The organism is Tardiphaga sp. P4_G1, from assembly GCF_056401215.1.
Map to the genome: position 1 here is coordinate 312,375 of NZ_JBFUJU010000005.1, position 18,535 is coordinate 330,909.

Annotated in this window: 14 protein-coding genes; 13 read left to right on the forward strand and 1 reads right to left on the reverse strand. The window is 62.7% G+C overall.

From position 1 onward, the window contains the following. Window positions 1-13 precede the first annotated feature (13 nt). The 7 genes from AC1DUY_RS14170 to AC1DUY_RS14200 all read left to right on the forward strand — a co-directional run bounded on the left by AC1DUY_RS14170 (window position 14) and on the right by AC1DUY_RS14200 (window position 11,205). Window positions 14-2,521 (forward strand): circularly permuted type 2 ATP-grasp protein, encoded by a 2,508-nt coding sequence (locus tag AC1DUY_RS14170; RefSeq protein WP_478115002.1) that lies wholly within the window; start codon window positions 14-16, stop codon window positions 2,519-2,521. Then, entirely contained in the window at window positions 2,518-3,396 is an 879-nt protein-coding gene (locus AC1DUY_RS14175) for a transglutaminase family protein (RefSeq protein ID WP_439072404.1), read from the forward strand. The genes AC1DUY_RS14170 and AC1DUY_RS14175 overlap by 4 nt, the downstream gene beginning before the upstream one ends. Continuing rightward, a complete protein-coding gene (locus AC1DUY_RS14180; protein ID WP_439077761.1) occupies window positions 3,393-4,592 on the forward strand; it encodes a BaiN/RdsA family NAD(P)/FAD-dependent oxidoreductase in 1,200 nt (399 codons plus the stop codon). Before AC1DUY_RS14175 ends, AC1DUY_RS14180 begins: the two co-directional genes overlap by 4 nt. A 32-nt stretch (window positions 4,593-4,624) precedes the next feature. Then, window positions 4,625-6,007, forward strand: a complete 1,383-nt coding sequence (locus AC1DUY_RS14185) for an ethanolamine ammonia-lyase subunit EutB (protein WP_439077760.1) — start codon at window positions 4,625-4,627, stop codon at window positions 6,005-6,007. A 225-nt stretch (window positions 6,008-6,232) separates the two neighbouring features. After that, window positions 6,233-7,816: a B12-binding domain-containing radical SAM protein gene (locus tag AC1DUY_RS14190; RefSeq protein ID WP_089265078.1), complete on the forward strand. Its 1,584-nt coding sequence runs from the start codon at window positions 6,233-6,235 to the stop codon at window positions 7,814-7,816. Between the two features lie 16 nt (window positions 7,817-7,832). Then, entirely contained in the window at window positions 7,833-8,618 is a 786-nt protein-coding gene (gene eutC, locus AC1DUY_RS14195; RefSeq protein ID WP_439077759.1) for an ethanolamine ammonia-lyase subunit EutC, read from the forward strand. A 247-nt stretch (window positions 8,619-8,865) separates the two neighbouring features. Further along, window positions 8,866-11,205: an efflux RND transporter permease subunit gene (locus AC1DUY_RS14200; protein WP_478115006.1), complete on the forward strand. Its 2,340-nt coding sequence runs from the start codon at window positions 8,866-8,868 to the stop codon at window positions 11,203-11,205. A gap of 84 nt (window positions 11,206-11,289) precedes the next feature. Here the strand turns inward: AC1DUY_RS14200 and AC1DUY_RS14205 are convergent, their stop codons facing one another. Next, the gene (locus AC1DUY_RS14205) at window positions 11,290-11,790 is read right to left on the reverse strand and encodes a hypothetical protein (RefSeq protein ID WP_068735853.1); all 501 of its coding nucleotides are present in this window, start codon (window positions 11,788-11,790) and stop codon (window positions 11,290-11,292) included. Window positions 11,791-12,229: 439 nt separating this feature from the next. Between AC1DUY_RS14205 and AC1DUY_RS14210 the strand changes: the two genes are divergently transcribed. The 6 genes from AC1DUY_RS14210 (at window position 12,230) to AC1DUY_RS14235 (ending at window position 18,433) form a co-directional block, all read left to right on the forward strand. After that, window positions 12,230-12,472: a cysteine rich repeat-containing protein gene (locus tag AC1DUY_RS14210; RefSeq protein ID WP_068735855.1), complete on the forward strand. Its 243-nt coding sequence runs from the start codon at window positions 12,230-12,232 to the stop codon at window positions 12,470-12,472. A gap of 231 nt (window positions 12,473-12,703) precedes the next feature. Next, entirely contained in the window at window positions 12,704-13,585 is an 882-nt protein-coding gene (hpnC, locus tag AC1DUY_RS14215; protein ID WP_068735856.1) for a squalene synthase HpnC, read from the forward strand. Next, on the forward strand, window positions 13,582-14,436 hold the full coding sequence (gene hpnD / locus AC1DUY_RS14220; RefSeq protein ID WP_478115009.1) for a presqualene diphosphate synthase HpnD: 855 nt from the start codon (window positions 13,582-13,584) through the stop codon (window positions 14,434-14,436). The genes hpnC and hpnD overlap by 4 nt, the downstream gene beginning before the upstream one ends. Next, window positions 14,436-15,686: a hydroxysqualene dehydroxylase HpnE gene (hpnE, locus tag AC1DUY_RS14225; protein WP_478115011.1), complete on the forward strand. Its 1,251-nt coding sequence runs from the start codon at window positions 14,436-14,438 to the stop codon at window positions 15,684-15,686. The genes hpnD and hpnE overlap by 1 nt, the downstream gene beginning before the upstream one ends. 42 nt (window positions 15,687-15,728) lie before the next feature. Beyond that, on the forward strand, window positions 15,729-17,702 hold the full coding sequence (gene shc / locus AC1DUY_RS14230) for a squalene--hopene cyclase (protein ID WP_478115013.1): 1,974 nt from the start codon (window positions 15,729-15,731) through the stop codon (window positions 17,700-17,702). Beyond that, a complete protein-coding gene (locus AC1DUY_RS14235; protein WP_175367948.1) occupies window positions 17,699-18,433 on the forward strand; it encodes a phosphorylase in 735 nt (244 codons plus the stop codon). Before shc ends, AC1DUY_RS14235 begins: the two co-directional genes overlap by 4 nt. Window positions 18,434-18,535: the final 102 nt, after the last annotated feature.

Sequence of the window (18,535 nt, forward strand, 5' to 3'; positions counted from 1 at the left end):
CTGGAGAGTCGGAATGACGGGACAGGCCGGTCAGGGGAAAAAGCCCCGTCCGGGACATCGTAAAGTCGCGCAATGGACCCGCGACTACGAGCGGCTGCCCGGGATTCCCGACGAATTCATCGCCCAGGACGGCACGCCGCGGGAGGTCTGGACGCGGTTCTTCGAGGCCTTCGGCGCCATGGCGCCCGCGGAGATCGAACGCCGCTTCGGCTCTGCCGACCGTCATCTCCGGGAAGCCGGCGTCACCTACCGCGCGCCCGGCGAAATCGCCGACCGGATCTGGCCACTCAGCCATGTGCCGCTGTTGATCGACGAATCCGAATGGCTGCAGATCTCAGCGGCAATGACGCAGCGCGCGGAGTTGCTGGAGAAGATTCTCGGCGACCTCTATGGCGACGCCAGCCTTGTCGCGTCCGGCGCGATCCCGGCTGCGGCGATTGCCGGCAGCTCCGAATATCTGCGGGCAATGCGCGGCGTGAAGCCGCCGGGCGGCCGCTATCTCAACGTCTATGCGGCCGATCTCGGCCGCGGTCCCGATGGCCGCTGGTGGGTGCTCGGCGATCGCACACAAGCGCCGTCCGGCATGGGCTATGCGCTGGAAAACCGATTGGTGCTGTCGCGTGCCTTTACCGACCTCTACAAGTCGATGAATGTCGAGCGCGTCGCGCCGTTCTTCGAAGCCTTCCGCGACAGTCTGCGCGCGTCGGCCGATCGTGACGAACCGCGCGTCGGCCTGCTGTCGCCCGGGCCGTTCAGCGAGACCTATTTCGAACATGCGACGCTGGCGCGCTATCTCGGCTTCCTGCTGGTGGAAGGCGATGACCTCGCAGTCTCCGGTGATCGCGTGCATATCCGCACTGTGGCCGGCTTGAAGCGTCTTGATGTGCTGCTGCGCCGCGTGGATGCCAATTCGCTCGACCCGCTGGAGCTCGATGCCTCGTCGCAACTCGGTGTGCCCGGGCTGATCGACGTTGTCAGAAAGAATGGCGTCGTCGTCGCCAACATGCCTGGCTCCGGCGTGATGGAAGCGCGCGCGCTGCTCGGCTTCCTGCCAAGCTTGAGCCGGAAGCTGCTCGGCGAACCACTCAAGATGCCGCATATCGCGACCTGGTGGTGCGGCCAGAAATCGGCGCGCGAGGAAGTGCTGGCGCGGCTCGATGACTTTGCCATCGAAGGTGCCTATGGCGGAGCGGTGCCGGGCTTCCCTGGCTACTCGCCGGTGCTGCCGTCGCAGCTCTCGCCAAGCGAGCGCGAGCGTCTGAAGGCGGCGATTGCCAATCGCGGCGTCGATTATGTCGGGCAGGAGCTGGTGCAGCTCTCGACCACGCCGGTCTGGGACAATGGCCGGCTCGCGCCGCGTCCGTTCGTGCTGCGCGTCTTCGCGGCGGCGACACCGGACGGTTGGACCATCATGCCCGGTGGCTTCTGCCGGATCGCCGATCAACCCGATGCGCGCGCTGTATCGATGGGCGCCGGCGCGCGCGCCGCCGACGTCTGGGTGGTGGCCGACAAGGCCGTTGCTGCCTCGACGCTACTGCCGGCCGTCGACAATGTGCGTATCCGCCGCATCGCCGGCTGGGTGCCGAGCCGCGCCGCCGACAATCTGTTCTGGCTCGGGCGCTATCTCGAGCGCGCGGAGTCCACGCTGCGTCTGATCCGTGCACTCAGCGTGCCGCAGCGCGATCCCGGCAAGGGCGGCGCCACCGGGCAGCAATCGATCGAGCGCATCCAGCGCATGCTGATGACCTGGGGCGCGACATCGCTCACCTCGCGCTCCCAGCCGGCCAAGATCGCGGCCCAGGCATTGCAGGGTGAGGAGCAGTTTGGCTCAGCGCTATCGCTGGTGCGCTCGGCATTGCGGACCGCAACCTCGCTGCGCGAACGGCTGTCCCCCGACGCCTGGCAGGTCATCACCGAAATGGCCGAGCGGCTTGCGCATGACGTCGAAGATGACGATGACGTCGTCAGTGCGGCCGAGCTGACCTTGCAGGAACTGGCGAGCTTCGCCGGTCTCGCGCAGGAAAACATGAACCGTGCCGCCGGATGGCGTTTCCTCGAAATGGGCCGCCGTGCCGAACGCGCCATCAACACCACGCGCTTTGCGCGGCAATTCGCGTCCGACGACGCGACGAGTGACGATCTCGATATCCTGCTGACGCTGGTGGATTGCCAGATCACCTATCGTTCGCGCTATCTGGTCGGCCCGCTACTTGCGCCGGTGCGCGATCTCGTGGTGCTCGATCCCTATAATCCGCGCTCGGTGGCATTCCAGGTCTCGGCACTGAACGATCACATTGCCAGCCTCCCGACGTTGAAGGAAAACGGCCTGATGGAACGGCCGCAGCGGCTGGCGGTGGCGCTGCGCTCGTCGCTGGTCACCGGCGAGGCATCCGAGATTCATACCAAGTCACTGTTTGCGCTGGAGCAGGATCTGCTCACGCTCGCGGATTCCATCGGCCTGCATTACTTCCCGCATGGCGCCAGCGCATCGCGCCCGGAAAAGCTCACGGGGCTGGCGTGATCTACGAAATCCGCCATGTCACGACCTACAGCTATGAGAGCCCGGTGAGCTATGCGCGCTGCTCGCTGCGGCTGCAACCCAATAGCAGCGCTGGTCAGCAACTGGTCTCGCATAGCGTCGATATCAAGCCGCTGCCGGCGGCCCGCGCCATGCGGACGGATTTCTTCGGCACGCCGACGGAAAGCGTTCTGATCGAAACCCCGCACAAGATGCTGCGCATCGACAGCCGGTCGCGCGTCTATGTCGAACGTTTTGCGCCGGGGCGCGGCGACGATAGCCCTTCCTGGGAGAGCGTCCGCGAGGCGGCGTTCGATTCCAGCGACCTCAGCGGTGCCTCGCCGATCGGCTATGTCTTCGCCAGTCCGCTGGTGCCGATCATCGATGCCGTCACGGACTATGCGGCGGTGAGCTTTACTGAAGGCCGCGGGATTCTCGCCGGCGCCGTCGACCTGATGCACCGCATCCGCACCGAGTTCAAATACGATCCGAAGGCCACCGTGATTTCGACGCCGTTGCAGGAGGTGCTGGATAAGCGCCACGGTGTCTGTCAGGATTTTGCGCATATCATGATTGCGGGCATGCGCGGCCTCGGCCTGCCTGCTGCCTATGTCAGCGGCTATCTGCGTACCATTCCCCCGCCGGGCAAGGAACGCCTGCAGGGCGCCGACGCGACCCATGCCTGGGTGTCGGTCTGGTGCGGCGAGGAACTCGGCTGGATAGGCTTCGATCCGACCAACGACATTTTGGTCGAGAACGATCACATCGTGCTAGCGATCGGCCGCGACTTCTCCGACGTGTCGCCGGTCGATGGTGTGATCGTTGGGGCCCGCAAGCAGAAGCTCGCCGTTGCCGTCGATGTGCTGCTGCTGGAATGACCATCGTCCGTCGCGCGCATAACACGGCCGACATCGTCATTCTCGGTGCCGGTGCGGCCGGCCTGATGTGCGCCGGCATTGCGGGGCAACGCGGTCGCTCGGTGATGCTGCTGGAGCAGGCGAGGGCGCCGGGCGAGAAGATCCGCATCTCCGGCGGCGGGCGCTGTAATTTCACCAACCTGCATACGACGCCGGCGAATTTCCTGTCGCAGAATCCGCAATTCTGCAAATCCGCACTGAAGGGCTTCACCCAGCAGGACTTCATCGCGCTGGTCGAAAAATATCGCATCGTCTATCACGAGAAGACGCGCGGGCAATTGTTCTGCGATGGCTCGTCCCAGCAGATCATCGACATGCTGCTGGACGAAAACCGACGCAGCGACGTGCAGATGCGGCTCGGCGTCGGCATTCTCGGCGTGACGAAGAACGAGAGCGGCTTTGTGGTCGCCACCGATCAGGGCGAGTATCGCAGCCAGTCGCTGGTCGTCGCCACCGGCGGGCCGTCGATCCCGAAAATGGGTGCAAGTGCCTTCGGCTACAAGCTGGCGCAGCAGTTCGGGCTGAAGATGATCGCGCCGCGGGCAGCGCTGGTGCCGCTGACCTTCGACGTTGCGGCGCTTGCACAATTCAAGGACCTCGCTGGCGTTGCCGTCGATGCCGTGGTCAGTGTCGGAAAGACCAAATTCGACGAGGCGCTACTGTTTACCCATCGCGGTCTCAGCGGTCCGGCGGTCCTGCAGATCTCGTCCTATTGGCGCGACGGGCTCGATGTCGTCATCGACATGGCGCCGACGCGCGATATGCTCGCCGCCTTGAAGGAGGCACGCCGCGAACGTCCGCGGCAGGAACTGGCGACCGTGCTTGGCGACCTCCTGCCCAAGCGACTGGCCCAGATGATCGCCGACAAGATCACCGGCCCACCGCGGCTGGCGGATTTTTCGGACAAGCTGCTGGCCTCCGTGGCCGCGGCAGTGAAGGAATGGCGCGTGCGTCCGAACGGTACCGAGGGCTATCGCACGGCCGAGGTGACGCTTGGCGGTGTGGACACCACAGAACTGTCATCAAAAACGTTCGAAGCGACATCAGTGCCGGGGCTATATTTCATCGGCGAAGTCATCGATGTCACCGGCCATCTCGGCGGCTTCAACTTCCAGTGGGCGTGGTCGTCGGGCGTTGCCGCGGGGCGGCACGTCTAGACAGCCTCCGGCGAATATCCAACAATCCGGCCATGATCTATCGCCACGCCATCGGTGACCATACGCATGTCTTCGCGGATCTGCGCGACCTCATGGCCAAGGCAACGCCGCCGCGCTCCGGCGACAGGTTGGCCGGGATTGCAGCCGAGACCGCCGAGCAGATGATCGCGGCGCGGATGGCGCTCGCCGACGTACCGCTCAGGCAATTCCTGCAGGAAATGGTGGTGCCCTACGAGGACGACGAGGTCACGCGTCTTATCGTCGATACGCATGATGCCGCCGCATTCTCCACGATCTCGTCGCTGACCGTCGGCGGCTTTCGTGACTGGCTGCTGTCAGACGCGGCCACGCCGCAAGTCCTTCAGACCGTCGCCCGCGGCATCACGCCGGAGATGGCCGCCGCGGTCTCGAAGCTGATGCGCAATCAGGACCTGATCCTGGTGGCCAGGAAGTGCGAGGTGATCACGCGCTTTCGCAATACGATCGGGTTGCGCGGGCGCATGAGCGTGCGGTTGCAGCCGAACCACCCGTTCGACGATATCAGGGGCATCACGGCATCCATTCTCGACGGGCTGATGCTGGGCTCCGGCGATGCCTGTATCGGCATCAATCCGGCGAGCGACGATCCGGCGGTGCTGGGCGGGCTGGTGCGGCTGCTCGACGATGTCGTCACCAAGCTAGATATTCCGACCCAGAGTTGCGTGCTCACCCATGTCACGACCAGTCTTGATCTCATCAATCAGGGTGCCCCGGTCGATTTGGTGTTTCAGTCGATCGCCGGGACCGAGGCCGCCAACAAGAGCTTTGGCATCGATCTGGCGATCCTGAAGGAAGCTCATGCCGCCGGGCTTTCGCTGAAACGTGGCACGCTTGGCCAGAACGTCATGTATTTCGAGACCGGGCAGGGCTCGGCTCTGTCGGCCAACGCCCATCACGGCGTCGATCAGCAGACTTTGGAAGCGCGGGCCTATGCCGTGGCCCGGGCGTTCGACCCATTGCTGGTGAACAGCGTCGTCGGCTTCATCGGCCCCGAATATCTCTATGACGGCAAGGAGATCATCCGTGCCGGGCTGGAGGATCATTTCTGCGGCAAGCTGCTTGGCCTGCCGCTGGGCGTCGACGTCTGTTACACCAACCATGCCGAAGCCGATCAGGACGACATGGACAATCTGCTGACGCTGCTGGCCGCGGCCGGTGTGACTTTCGTGATGGGCGTCCCCGGCGCCGACGATGTGATGCTGAACTACCAGTCGACGTCATTTCACGATGCGCTCTATATCCGCGACCTGTTTGGGCTCAAACGCGCACCGGAGTTCGACGACTGGCTGCAACGGGTCGGGCTCGCCGGAGCGGACCTTCGCATCCGCGATCAGGAAGGCCTGCTGCCCGATCTGGCCGCGCGTCTGATCGCCTGACGTCAATAAACCGTCATAAGGCTTGGCGCTTTGTGCGCACTTGTGCGGAGCTGGTCACGACCTTGTCACCGCCCGCCACAATCTTGAAGAAATTCTGGCCCAGATTCGGACGCCGTGATTAGATCGCTCAAAGTATTCGGCAGGAGTGGAACGGTTTTATCTCGGCGACGTTATTGAAGGTTCAGCGCTTATGGGGACCGCTGATGCATTCACAGAGGAATTTTGATGAGAGCTGAGGGCAGGCAGACGGTCCGGCGCATCCTGTGCGTCTTTCCGCGATACACGTCTTCATTTGGTACGTTTGAATATTCATATCCTCTGACCGACGGCGTTCAGGCCTTCATGCCTCCCCAGGGCTTGCTGCTGATTGCCGCCTATATGCCCGAGAACTGGGAAGTCCGTTTCATCGACGAGAACATCCGCGCCGCCACGCCCAATGATTTCCTGTGGGCCGAAGTTGTGCTGGTGTCAGGCATGCACATCCAGCGTACGCAGATGAACGACATCTGCTACCGCGCGCATTCCTACGATCTTCCGGTGGCGATCGGAGGGCCGTCGGTCTCGTCATGCCCCGATTACTACCCGGCTTTCGACTATCTCCATATTGGCGAACTCGGTGATGCCACCGATCAACTGATCGATATCCTGGAAAAGGATACGTCGCGCCCGGACCAGCAGGTCGTGCTGAAGACCACCGACCGTCTGGACATGACCAGGTTTCCGATTCCGGCCTATGAACTGGCCGATATTCCGCGCTACTTCCTCGGCAGCATCCAGTATTCCTCGGGCTGTCCGTATCAGTGCGAGTTCTGCGATATTCCCGGCCTCTACGGGCGCAATCCGCGCCTGAAATCGCCGGAGCAGATCACCGCCGAACTCGACAAGCTGCTCGAATGCGGCATCATGGGCTCGGTCTATTTCGTCGATGACAACTTCATCGGCAACCGCAAGGCCGCACTCGATCTGCTGCCGCATCTCGTCGAGTGGCAGAAGAGGACCGGTTTTGTCTTGCGCCTGTCCTGCGAGGCGACGCTGAACATCGCCAAGCGGCCGGAAATCCTTTCGCTGATGCGCGAAGCCTGGTTCGGCACGATCTTCTGCGGCATCGAGACGCCCGATCCCGTCGCCCTCAAGGCGATGAAGAAGGATCACAACATGATGGTCCCCATCATGGAGGCGATCGAGACGCTGAACAGCTTTGGCATGGAAGTCGTGTCCGGCATCATCCTCGGCCTCGATACCGACAAGCCCGAGACCGGCCAGCATTTGCTCGAGTTCGTGGAAACGTCACAGATTCCGCTTCTGACCATCAACCTGCTGCAGGCGCTGCCGCAGACGCCGCTGTGGGACAGGTTGAAGAAGGAAGGCCGCCTGAACGAGGACGAGGGCCGCGATTCCAACGTCGACTTCCTGTTGCCGTATGAGGACGTGGTGAAAAGCTGGCGGCGCGCCATGGGCAGTGCCTATGTGCCAGAAAAACTGCTCGAGCGTTTCGAATACCAGATCCGCCACACCTATCCCAACCGGATCAAGCCGCCGATCGGCGCCATGCTGACCTGGAAGAGCATTCGTCTCGGTTTGGTCATGCTGCGCAACATCTTCTGGAAGGTCGGTGTGCTCGGCGATTACAAGCGGGCGTTCTGGAAATTTGCGCTCCGTCGGCTGGCGCGCGGCGAGATCGAGTATCTCATCAGCGGGATCATGGTGGCGCACCACCTGATCAACTTTGCCCGCGATGCGTCCGGTGGTCAGACCAACGCGTCCTATTATTCGCTGAAACTGCAGGACGCTGCCGTTCCGGCCGAATGAGCGATAGGCTGGCGTCATGACAGATCGGAATGATGTGACGCCGCCGGTGCCGCAGCGCTCCCTCGCGGAGCTGCGGGCGTTGACGCCGGCGCGTGTCGGGCTCGGCCGGGCCGGCGCTAGCCTGACCACGCGGGCCCTGCTTGATTTCACGCTCGACCATGCCCGCGCACGTGACGCGGTCCATGCGCCCTTCGAGGCTGAAGCCATTGCGGCTGCGCTGGCCGGGCTGGGGACGAGCGCGCTGGTGGTGACGAGCCAGGTCGCGGATCGGGCCGACTATCTCAAGCGTCCTGATCTCGGCCGCCGACTGTCTCGCGAGTCACGGGAGTTGCTTGAAGGGCGCGACAGCGCCGCGTGCGATCTGGTGATCGTGATTGCGGACGGCCTGTCTCCGGCTGCGGTCAATGCGCACGCGCTTGGCCTGCTGGGTGCCTTAATGCCCAAATTGGCGGGGGGCGGGATCGGCGCTGTCGTGGTTGCCGGCGGCGCCAGGGTCGCGCTCGGCGACGAGATCGGTGCATTATTGAGAGCCCGGATGACGATCATGCTGATCGGCGAACGTCCGGGTCTCTCGGCGCCGCAGAGTCTCGGTGCCTACCTGACCTTCGCACCACAGCCGGGTCTGACGGACGCTGCGCGTAACTGCGTGTCGAACATCCAGGCGGCGGGTTTGTCCTTCGAGGAGGCAGCGAGCAAGATTGCCTGGCTGGCACACGAAGGGCTGAATCGCGGTATGACCGGTGTGGCTCTGAAAGACGAAAGCGGTCTGCAACTGGTAGCACCGCTCGTTGCACCAGCATGAAACAACAGCCTCTGCGCTCCATTTTGTGACCTGAAACGCAACCTCGGCGCGCTCGCCGCCTTGCGATGTGTCATACAGACCTGCTACATCTGCCCGCGGCAAATTTACCGCATGTTTTCAAGGGCTAGCGCTGTTCGGTCTCGCCGATTCCAGCCTTACTACTGCCCGCGACGCTTGCTAGGCAGACGCCGCTGACGACAGGACTGGACAGGGTATGCACGATACGGTTCCCCCCCACGACGCGGATATGAATAAATTGCGCAAGGGGCCGATCAGCATCGCCTTCGGGCTCGAGCGCATCGGTCTGATCGCGGTGAAGGCGCCGATCCTGTCCTGCGTGATCCTGCTCGCGCTGGTGATCGGTGCGATCTTTGGCATCCAGCGCATCAAGATCGACGATTCGCTAAGCCAGCTATTTCGTTCTGACAGCAAGGAATACAAGCAATACGAGGAAGTGACGAAGCGCTTCCCGTCCACCGAATTCGACGTGCTCGTGGTGCTCGAAGGCAAGACGCTGCTTGCGCGCGACAATCTTGGAAAGATGCGCGACCTCGTCACCGACCTGCAATTGGTCGATGGCGTGCGCGGGCTGATCTCGATCTTCTCGGCGCGCCAGACGCCGGCCCCCGGCAAGTTGCCAGCAGCGCTGTTTCCCAACGATCTTCCTGAAGGCGCCGACTACGACAAGTTCATCGAGACGGTGAAGCAGAACGAGTTGATCCGCGGCAAGCTTTTGTCCGACGATGGAACTCTGGCGCTGGTGGTGCTGTCGCTCGACCCGGCCGTGGTCAGCAACAGCAAGCTCAGCACTGTAGTTGCCGATATCCGCAAGACCATGAATGAGGACCTGGCCAATAGCGGTCTGACCAAGGAATTGTCGGGCGTGCCGGTGATGCAGCTCGAAATCCGCAACGCGGTCGAGCGCGACGGCCTGATCTATAACATCGCCGGCATTCTCGCCGGCTGCGTCATTGCGATCATCTTCTTCCGCAAGATCTCGTTCATGATCATCGCGGCGTTTCCGCCGCTGCTGGCGATCCTGTTGTCGCTCGGCGCGCTCGGCTGGGCCGGCTTCAGCCTCAACATGTTCCTCAATGTGATGACGCCGCTGATCATGGTGATCAGTTTTGCGGACTCGATGCAGCTCACTTTCGCGGCGCGTGACCGGTTGATCGCAGGCGAGGACAAGTATTCAGCATTTACGAATGCAGTTCGTGTCGTGGGTCCGGCCTGCGTCCTCACCCATGGCACCGCCGGCATTTCCTTCCTGGCGTTGCAGTTCTCCGACTCGGACCTGATCCGCGCCTTCGGCGAGGCCGGTCTCACGGCCACCATCATCGCGCTGGTCGCGGTGCTGTCGCTGGTGCCGGTGTTCGGTGTGCTGCTGGTGCGCAACGAGAAGATCTTCGCTGCCAAGTTCCAGACCGCCGATGCCGGCGTGCAGGCGCTGCGCGCCTTCTGTTACTGGATCGCGGTGCGCATGGTCGGCCGTCCTGGCCTGTTCAGCCTGATCTCGCTCGTCGTCGTCGTTAGTCTCGGGATCGTTTACGCCAATCTCGAGCCGCGCTATCGGCTGGCCGATCAAGTGCCGGACAAGGAGCAGGCGGTCGCCGCCAGCGGACGGCTCGACGCCAAGCTCACCGGCGCCAATCCGATCGACGTGCTGATCGAGTTTCCGAAGGGCGCGGATCTTTATTCGCCGGACACGTTGGCGACCATCGCCGAAGTCCACGCCATGGTCGAGAAGCAGGCCGGTGTGGGTAACGTCTGGTCGCTGGAAACGCTGCGGCGTTGGCTGGCGGAGAAGGCCGGTTCGTCGGATGTCGCGACGCTGAAGGAATATGTCAGCGTAATACCCGAACATCTGGTGCGCCGCTTCATCTCGGCGGACCAGACGGCGGTGGTGGTGTCCGGCCGTGTGCCCGACAGCGATTCGAGCAAGATCCTGCCGGTGGTCGACAAGCTCGACAATGCGCTGAATGCCGTTCGCACCAAGCACCCGGGCTATGAGATTGCGGTGACCGGCCTCTCGGCGATCGCGGCGCGTAACAGCGCCGGGATGATCGAGAAGCTCAATCACGGCCTGACCATCGAATTCGGATTGGTCGCCGTCTTCATCGGCCTCGCGTTCCGCTCGTGGGTGGTGATGCTGGCCTGTATCCTGCCGGGCATCTTCCCGGTGGTGCTGGCCGGCTTCGTATTGTGGCTGCTCGGGGAGGGGCTGCAATTCGCCAGTGTGGTGGCACTGACAGTGTCCTTCGGTCTCGGCCTTAGCGCCACGATCCACTTCCTCAACCGTTTGCGTCTGGAAGACACGCCGGGCACCGATCCCGCGATCGCCGTCGAGCGTGCGACTGTGCTCGTTGGTCCCGCGCTGATCCTGACGACGGTGGTGCTGGCCTGCGGCCTCGTGGTGACGGTGTTCTCGGATCTGCCGTCGCTGCGGCTGTTCGGCTGGCTCAGCGCCTTCTCGATGGTCGCGGCACTGGTGGCCGATCTGTTCATCCTGCGCCCGACCGCGATGTGGCTGATCAATCTGCAGCAGCGCCTCACGGGCAGCTCGGTTCTGGCGAAGCAAGAGAAGTAGTCAGCTACGCCCCAGCAGGACGATCAACAAAAAAAGCCCCCGGATCGCTCCGGGGGCTTTTTTGTGAAGGTGCGCAAGCCGGCGTCAGCTCTTGACCATATTGATCGAAACGCCGCGAATTTCGCCCTTGGAGCTGATCGACACCGACTGCTTGTTGCCGCGGGTCGTCAGCGTGATGTTGGCCGCAAAGCCCGCGGCCTCGACGAAGACGTCGATCTGGCCGCCGCCGGCCTTGCCGACCAGATTGCCGTAGACGTTGCGGCTGGCTTCGCTCCAGCTGCCGGACACGTTGTTGCCCTGGCTGGTGACATTGCTGGAGAGGTCGAACTTGTAGCTGTCGCTGGCGCAGCGCAGCGTCTGAGCCAGCGCGCTGCCGCCGCCATCCACCTTGTAGGTCGCCCGGCAGCGAATGCGCTCCGAGGACCCGTCCGACATGGAGACCGTTCCGGTACCGCTCCAGGCCCCGTCGAAGCCGGCGAACGGTCCGGACTGGGCATGGCCTGCGGACACCGACAGCAGCAGGATCGCGCCAGCGCCAGCGGCCTTGAGGGCGTGCCCGAACCGCTTTGCAGAATGGAATGTCATGTAAGTTTTCCCAAAATAGCGCTGTGTAACCGAGTTATGCCGCGCCTCATCGAAGCTTAAGTGTCGCTGCACATCTTTAGGTTCAATAGAGCGATCATAATTGGACGATTGTAAAAGTAACATGTCACCGCCCACAAGCGCGAAGGTTCCCGGAGCGGAACGGGCGGAGGTGATGCGCGTCTGAACAATTGTCGTAAAACCTTATCTTGTCCTGCGAGGGGGGCATCGGCCGGCCCTACAGCTGGTGCGGCCATGTGCGCAAGTTTTCGCCGCATTTATTCGTGTCTGTGGCGGCGGGAATGTTCTGTGTCCTGATTGCATCCATCGCCGCGAATTCGCCGATGTGCCTGAAGATAAAGCCTTCCCGGCGATGCGAATGTTTCAGTTTATGCTATGCACCACACGGGCTGTGATCTCGTCACCATACTGAAGGAAGACAATGCGTAAATTTCTCCTGGTACTGTCCGTGCTTTCCGCATCTGCCTCGACCGGTGCATTGGCCCAGCAAAACCAGCCCCGCAGCGGCACCGACGCGGAGCAGAAGGCCTGTACCCGCGACGTGCAGAAGCTCTGCCGCGCCGTCATGGATCAGGGCGACCTCGTGGTTCTGTCCTGCCTGAAGGAAAACCGCCCCAAGATCAGCAAGGCCTGCAACGACGTGCTGGTCAGCCACGGCCAATAACCCCGCCCTAATGCGAGATTCCGGGCTCGTGGCGCCGTTTTGGTCTCGCCGCGAGCCCGCCAAGACGTGATCCGGCCCGGCACTGGCTGCGGCCGAAAGTGGCATATTGGCATTGGTCTCACGGGCCAATTTGCCCTATATGGGGGCTCGCGGCCGACCCCGCCTGCCGGTATTACCGGACCTTGGCGGCCCCCGAGCCACCCTGTTCAAATCCAACGTAGCCAGTTCTGGATGACCCCTGCGAGCGAACTGCGATCCGGCAAGACCGATCGTGACGAGAATTTTCCTGTCGCGTCGTGGATTATCCATCCGCGCCACCGGGCGCTGATTCTTGCCTTCTATAATTTCGTCCGGACCGCAGACGATATTGCCGATCACGCGCTGCTCGATGCGCCTGCAAAACTGGCCCTGCTCGACGAGCTGGAGGCCGACCTGCTCGGTCAGGGTGACGGCCAGGCCGAAGCCGTCGTCCTGCGCGAGGCGCTCCAGATGCGCGAGATGCCCCCGCGTCATGCGCTCGACGTCCTGACAGCTTTTCGGATGGACGTGACCAAGCTGCGCTACGCCGACTGGGATGAGCTCATTCATTATTGTTCGTTCTCGGCGATGCCGGTCGGACGTTTCATGCTCGACGTGCACGGCGAAAGCAAAGCCACCTGGCCGGCGTCGGATGCGCTGTGCGCGGCCTTGCAGATCAACAATCACCTGCAGGATTGCGGCAACGACTATCGCGATCTCGATCGGGTCTACATTCCGCAGGACACGCTGGACCGGCACGGCGCCTCGGTGGAAGATCTCAAGCAGGCGAAGGCGTCGCCGGCGCTGCTGGCCTGTATTCGCGAGCTGGTCGCCAAGACCGAGACCCTGATGCATGAGAGCGAGACACTGACGGTCCATATCGCCGACGTCCGGCTGGGCTGCGATGTGGCCGTCATCGAGACTTTTGCCTGGCAGATCCTGAAGATGCTGAAGTTGCGCGATCCGCTCAGCGAGAAGGTTCACCTCTCTAAGGCCAGCATGGCTGGCTACGCGCTGGCCGGCATTGCCGGCGGGCTGTGGCGCCGCGCCACCACCAGCGCGCCGATGCCTCGTTCGACGACGCCGGGCGCATGAACCAGATGACGAGCCAGGTGAATAATAGCGAATCTCAGAGCGAGGTTCAGGGCGTTGCTGCCGGTAGCTCGTTCTATGCCGCGATGCGCATTCTGCCGCGTGCCCAGCGCGATGCGATGTTCCAGATCTACAGCTTCTGCCGTCAGGTCGACGATATCGCGGATTCCGATGGTCCGCGCGACGTCAGGCTCGCTGACATGCAGCAGTGGCGCGCAGATATCGATGCGCTCTATGCAGGCAATCCGCCAGCGCGTGTGCGCGACTATGCCGGGCCAATCAAGCAATTCGGCATGCGCAAGGAGGATTTCATCGCCGTCATCGACGGCATGGAGATGGATATCCCTGCAGATATTCGCGCGCCCGATGACGCAACGCTCGATCTGTATTGCGATCGTGTTGCCAGTGCCGTCGGACGCCTGTCGGTGAAGGTGTTCGGCATGCCGGACGAAGATGGCATTCTGCTTGCGCATCATCTCGGCCGTGCGCTGCAGATCACCAATATCCTGCGCGATATCGACGAAGACGCCGGTATCGGTCGTCTCTATCTGCCGCGTGAGCTGCTCTATCACGCCGGCATCACGTCGAGCGATCCCGACGTGGTGCGCGCCAGCCCGGCATTGCCGAAGGTCTGTGTGCCGCTGGTGAAGCGGGCGCAGGCGCATTTCGAAAAATCCGACGAGATCATGGCGCGTAACAAGCGCCGCGTGGTGCGCGCGCCGCGGATCATGTCGAAATATTATCACGCCATCCTGGAATTGCTGGTGGCGCGCGGCTTTGCTTTGCCGCGCGCCCCCGTTCGTCTCGGCAAGGCCTCCAAGATAGCGATCCTGCTGCGATACGCGATCATCTGATGCAAAAGACCGCTCATATCATTGGTGCCGGCGTTTCCGGCCTGTCGGCCGCCGTGCGTCTCGTCAATGCCGGCTTCAAGGTCCACGTCCATGAGGCGACGCAGCAGGCCGGCGGCCGCTGCCGGTCGTATTTCGACGCGCAGACACAGCTCCAGATCGACAACGGCAACCATCTGGTTCTGTCGGGCAACAGCCATGTCGTCGCTTATGTAAAGTCGATCGGCACCGAAGCCGGGCTCGTTGGTCCGCAGCGGGCACAATTCGCATTTGCCGATGCCAAAACCGGCAAGCGCTGGCAGCTCGATCTCGGCGACGGCAAGATCCCGACTTGGCTGTTCGACAAGACGCGCCGCGTCCCGGACACATCAGTCGCCGATTATCTCGCGCTGTCGCCGCTGATCTGGTCATCGAATAGTCGCCTGGTCGGCGATGCCATTCGCTGTGAAGGCGTCCTCTACGATCGTCTGGTACAGCCACTGTTGCTGGCCGCGCTCAATGTCGATCCGCCGGAAGGGTCGGCTGGTCTGGCCGGCGCCATCGTGCGCGAAACGCTGCTGGCAGGCGGGCAGGCGTGCCGCCCGCTGATCGCGCGCGCTGGTCTTAGCGATGTTCTGGTCGAGCCTGCGATCGAATTGCTGCGTGCCAAGGGCGCCGGCGTTCATTTTGGTCATGAGCTGCGCGGTTACACCATGAGTGGTGATCGCGTCACCGAGCTGAAGTTTGGCGCTGAAGACGTCATCACGCTTAGCGCGGACGATGTCGTGGTGATGGCTGTTCCGCCATGGGCCGCGAAGTCGCTATTGCCAGGTGTGAAGACGCCGACCGAATTCCGCGCGATCGTGAATGCGCATTTCAATTATGTTCCGCCAGCAGGCCACGCGCCGCTGATTGGCGTTGTCGGCGGTGTGGTGGAATGGCTGTTTGCTTTCCACAATCGCCTGTCGATCACGATCAGCAATGGCGATCGTTTCGTGAACACACCGCGCGAACAGTTTGCGCAACAGATCTGGGACGAAATCTGCAAGATTTCGAATATCCAGGCGCCGTTACCCGCCTGGCAGATCGTGCGCGAGCGCCGTGCTACTTTTGCGGCTACGCCTGCCCAAGATGCCCTGCGTCCGGGCACGCGCACCGATTTCAAGAATCTTTTTCTCGCGGGCGATTGGACCGATACCGGTCTGCCGGCGACTATTGAGGGATCGGTGCGGTCGGGTGACCGCGCGGCCGATCTCGTTCTGGCGATGCGCTGACTGTTGCGCAGCCAGACGATCATTCACGACGAGTACGGAGATATGGCGAGCGAGATGCATTCGGTCAGTCCAGAGATCACAATTCAGAACGCGGCGCTCGAGACGAGCATCGCTTCGGCGAAGCAGGGCCTGCTGAAGTTCCGGCAGCCTGACGGCCATTGGGTATTTGAGCTCGAAGCCGACGGCACGATCCCGTCAGAATATGTGTTGTTGCGGCACTACCTCGGCGAGCCCGTCGATGCCGAGCTTGAAGGCAAGATCGCCAACTATCTGCGCCGCACCCAAGGCAAGCATGGCGGCTGGGCGCTGGTGCAGGACGGCGACTTCGACATGAGCGCCAGCGTGAAAGTGTATTTCGCGCTGAAGATGATCGGCGATTCGACCGACGCGCCGCATATGGTCCGCGCCCGCGAAGCGATCCGCTCGCGCGGCGGTGCCGCCAATGTGAACGTCTTCACGCGCTTTCTGCTGGCGATGTTCGGCATTCTCTCCTGGCGCGCCACTCCGGTGCTGCCTGTCGAGATCATGTTGCTGCCGATGTGGTTTCCGTTCCACCTCAGCAAGATGTCCTATTGGGCGCGCACCACGATCGTGCCGCTCATGGTGCTCGCAGCGCTGAAGCCGCGCGCGCAGAACAAGAAGGGCGTCGGCATCGACGAGCTGTTCCTGGAAGATCCGTCCAAGGTCGGAGGCATTAAACGCGCGCCGCATCAGAGTCGCGCGATGTTCGCCTTCTTCACCGGCATCGACATTCTGCTCCGCGCCGCCGAACCGTATTTCCCAAAGAAACTCCGCGCCCATTCGATCGCGAAAGCCGTCGAGTTTTGCGAGGAGCGCCTGAACGGCGAAGACGGTCTCGGCGCGATCTATCCGCCGATGGCCAATATGGTCATGATGTATGAAGTGCTCGGCTTCCCCGCCGACTATCCGCCCCGCGCCATCCAGCGGCGCGGTATCGACAAGCTTCTGATTGTCGGTGAGGTCGAAGCCTATTGCCAGCCTTGCGTATCGCCAGTGTGGGACACCGCGCTGACAGCGCATGCGATGCTGGAGACCGGCGGCGATGAAGCGTTCGGTCCGGCGAAAGAAGGTCTCGACTGGCTGGCGACGAAGCAGGTGCTCGACGTGAAGGGCGACTGGGCGGTGAAGCGGCCGGATCTGCGTCCGGGCGGCTGGGCGTTCCAGTACAACAACGCGTATTACCCGGATCTCGACGACACGGCCGTGGTGATGATGGCGATGGACCGCGCACGCCGTCAGACCGGCGGCAAGGAATACGACGTTGCGCTCGATCGCGGCCGGGAGTGGATCCTGGGCATGCAGAGCAGCGACGGCGGCTTCGCGGCGTTCGAGGTCGATAACCTCGAATATTACCTCAACAACATCCCGTTCTCGGACCATGGCGCGCTGCTCGATCCGCCAACCGAGGACGTCACCGCGCGCTGCGTCTCGATGCTGGCGCAGCTTGGCGACACCGTCGAAACCTCGAAGCCGCTGGCAGACGGTGTGGAATATCTGCGCCGTACCCAGCTCGCGGAGGGCTCCTGGTATGGCCGCTGGGGCCTGAACTACATCTACGGCACCTGGTCGGTGCTGTGCGCTCTCAATGCTGTTGGCATCGACCACCAGGATCCGGCGTTCCGCAAGGCGGTGGGCTGGCTGCTCTCGATCCAGAACGAGGACGGCGGCTGGGGCGAAGATGCGGTCAGCTACCGACTCGACTACAAGGGATTCGAGGCAGCGCCCAGTACGTCGTCGCAAACGGCATGGGCTTTGCTTGCCCTGATGGCGGCAGGCGAGGTCGATAATCCGGCTGTCGCCCGTGGAACGCGGTACCTGATGGACACACAGACGGAAAAAGGACTCTGGGACGAGGCCCGTTACACGGCTACCGGCTTCCCCCGCGTGTTTTATCTGCGTTATCATGGCTACTCGAAATTCTTCCCGCTCTGGGCGTTGGCGCGGTTCCGGAATTTGAAGAGCACCAACAGCAAGACGGTAGGGGTTGGGATGTGATTTTGGGCGATGGGGGCATTTCGACCGCGGGCGATACAACCGACCCGCGGCCGGTATTGATCGTCACGGGGCTGGTCCAGGAAGCGAAAATCGCTGCCGGGCCGGGAATGACCGTGATTTGCAGCTCAAGCGACCCCGTCCAGCTCCGCAGCCTGCTGGCTGACTTCGACCCCACGACCATCCGCGGCGTCATCAGCTTTGGCGTCGCCGGCGGCCTCGATCCTGATCTCAAATCAGGCGCTGTCGTTGTGGCCACGGAAGTGGTGGCCGGCAACAGCCGTTGGTCAGCGTCCGAGGTCCTTAGCGACGAACTGATCGCCGGTGCCGGCGTCGGCCGCCAGAAGGTGTTTCGCGGCGGTCTGGTTGGTGTCGAAAAGGTCGTGACGGGGCAGGCCGGCAAGGCCGCGCTGCGCTCGGAATTCGGCGCCGCTGCCGTCGATATGGAAAGCCACATCGCCGCGGAATTTGCCGCCATGGCCGGACTGCCGTTCGCCGCACTGCGCGTCGTCAGCGATCCCGCCCATCGCGCCCTGCCGGAAATCGCCACCACTGCGATCAAACCCAATGGTGATGTCGATCTGCGCAAGGTGCTGCGCGGCATCGCCCGCAATCCGCTGGTGATTCGGGCGCTGGTTTCGACCGGGCGCGACTTCAATCGCGCGCTACGCAGCCTGCGCGACTGCCGCAGCTATCTGCTGGGTCACACCAACCTCGTTTCCGCGGACGTCTGAGCGCTGCTCTGGCGGTGTTTGCCGGGCGTCTCGCGAATTCAATCTTTCAAAGAAAAAGGGCGCGATTTGCATCGCGCCCTTTTTTATATTCAGCTCGAAATC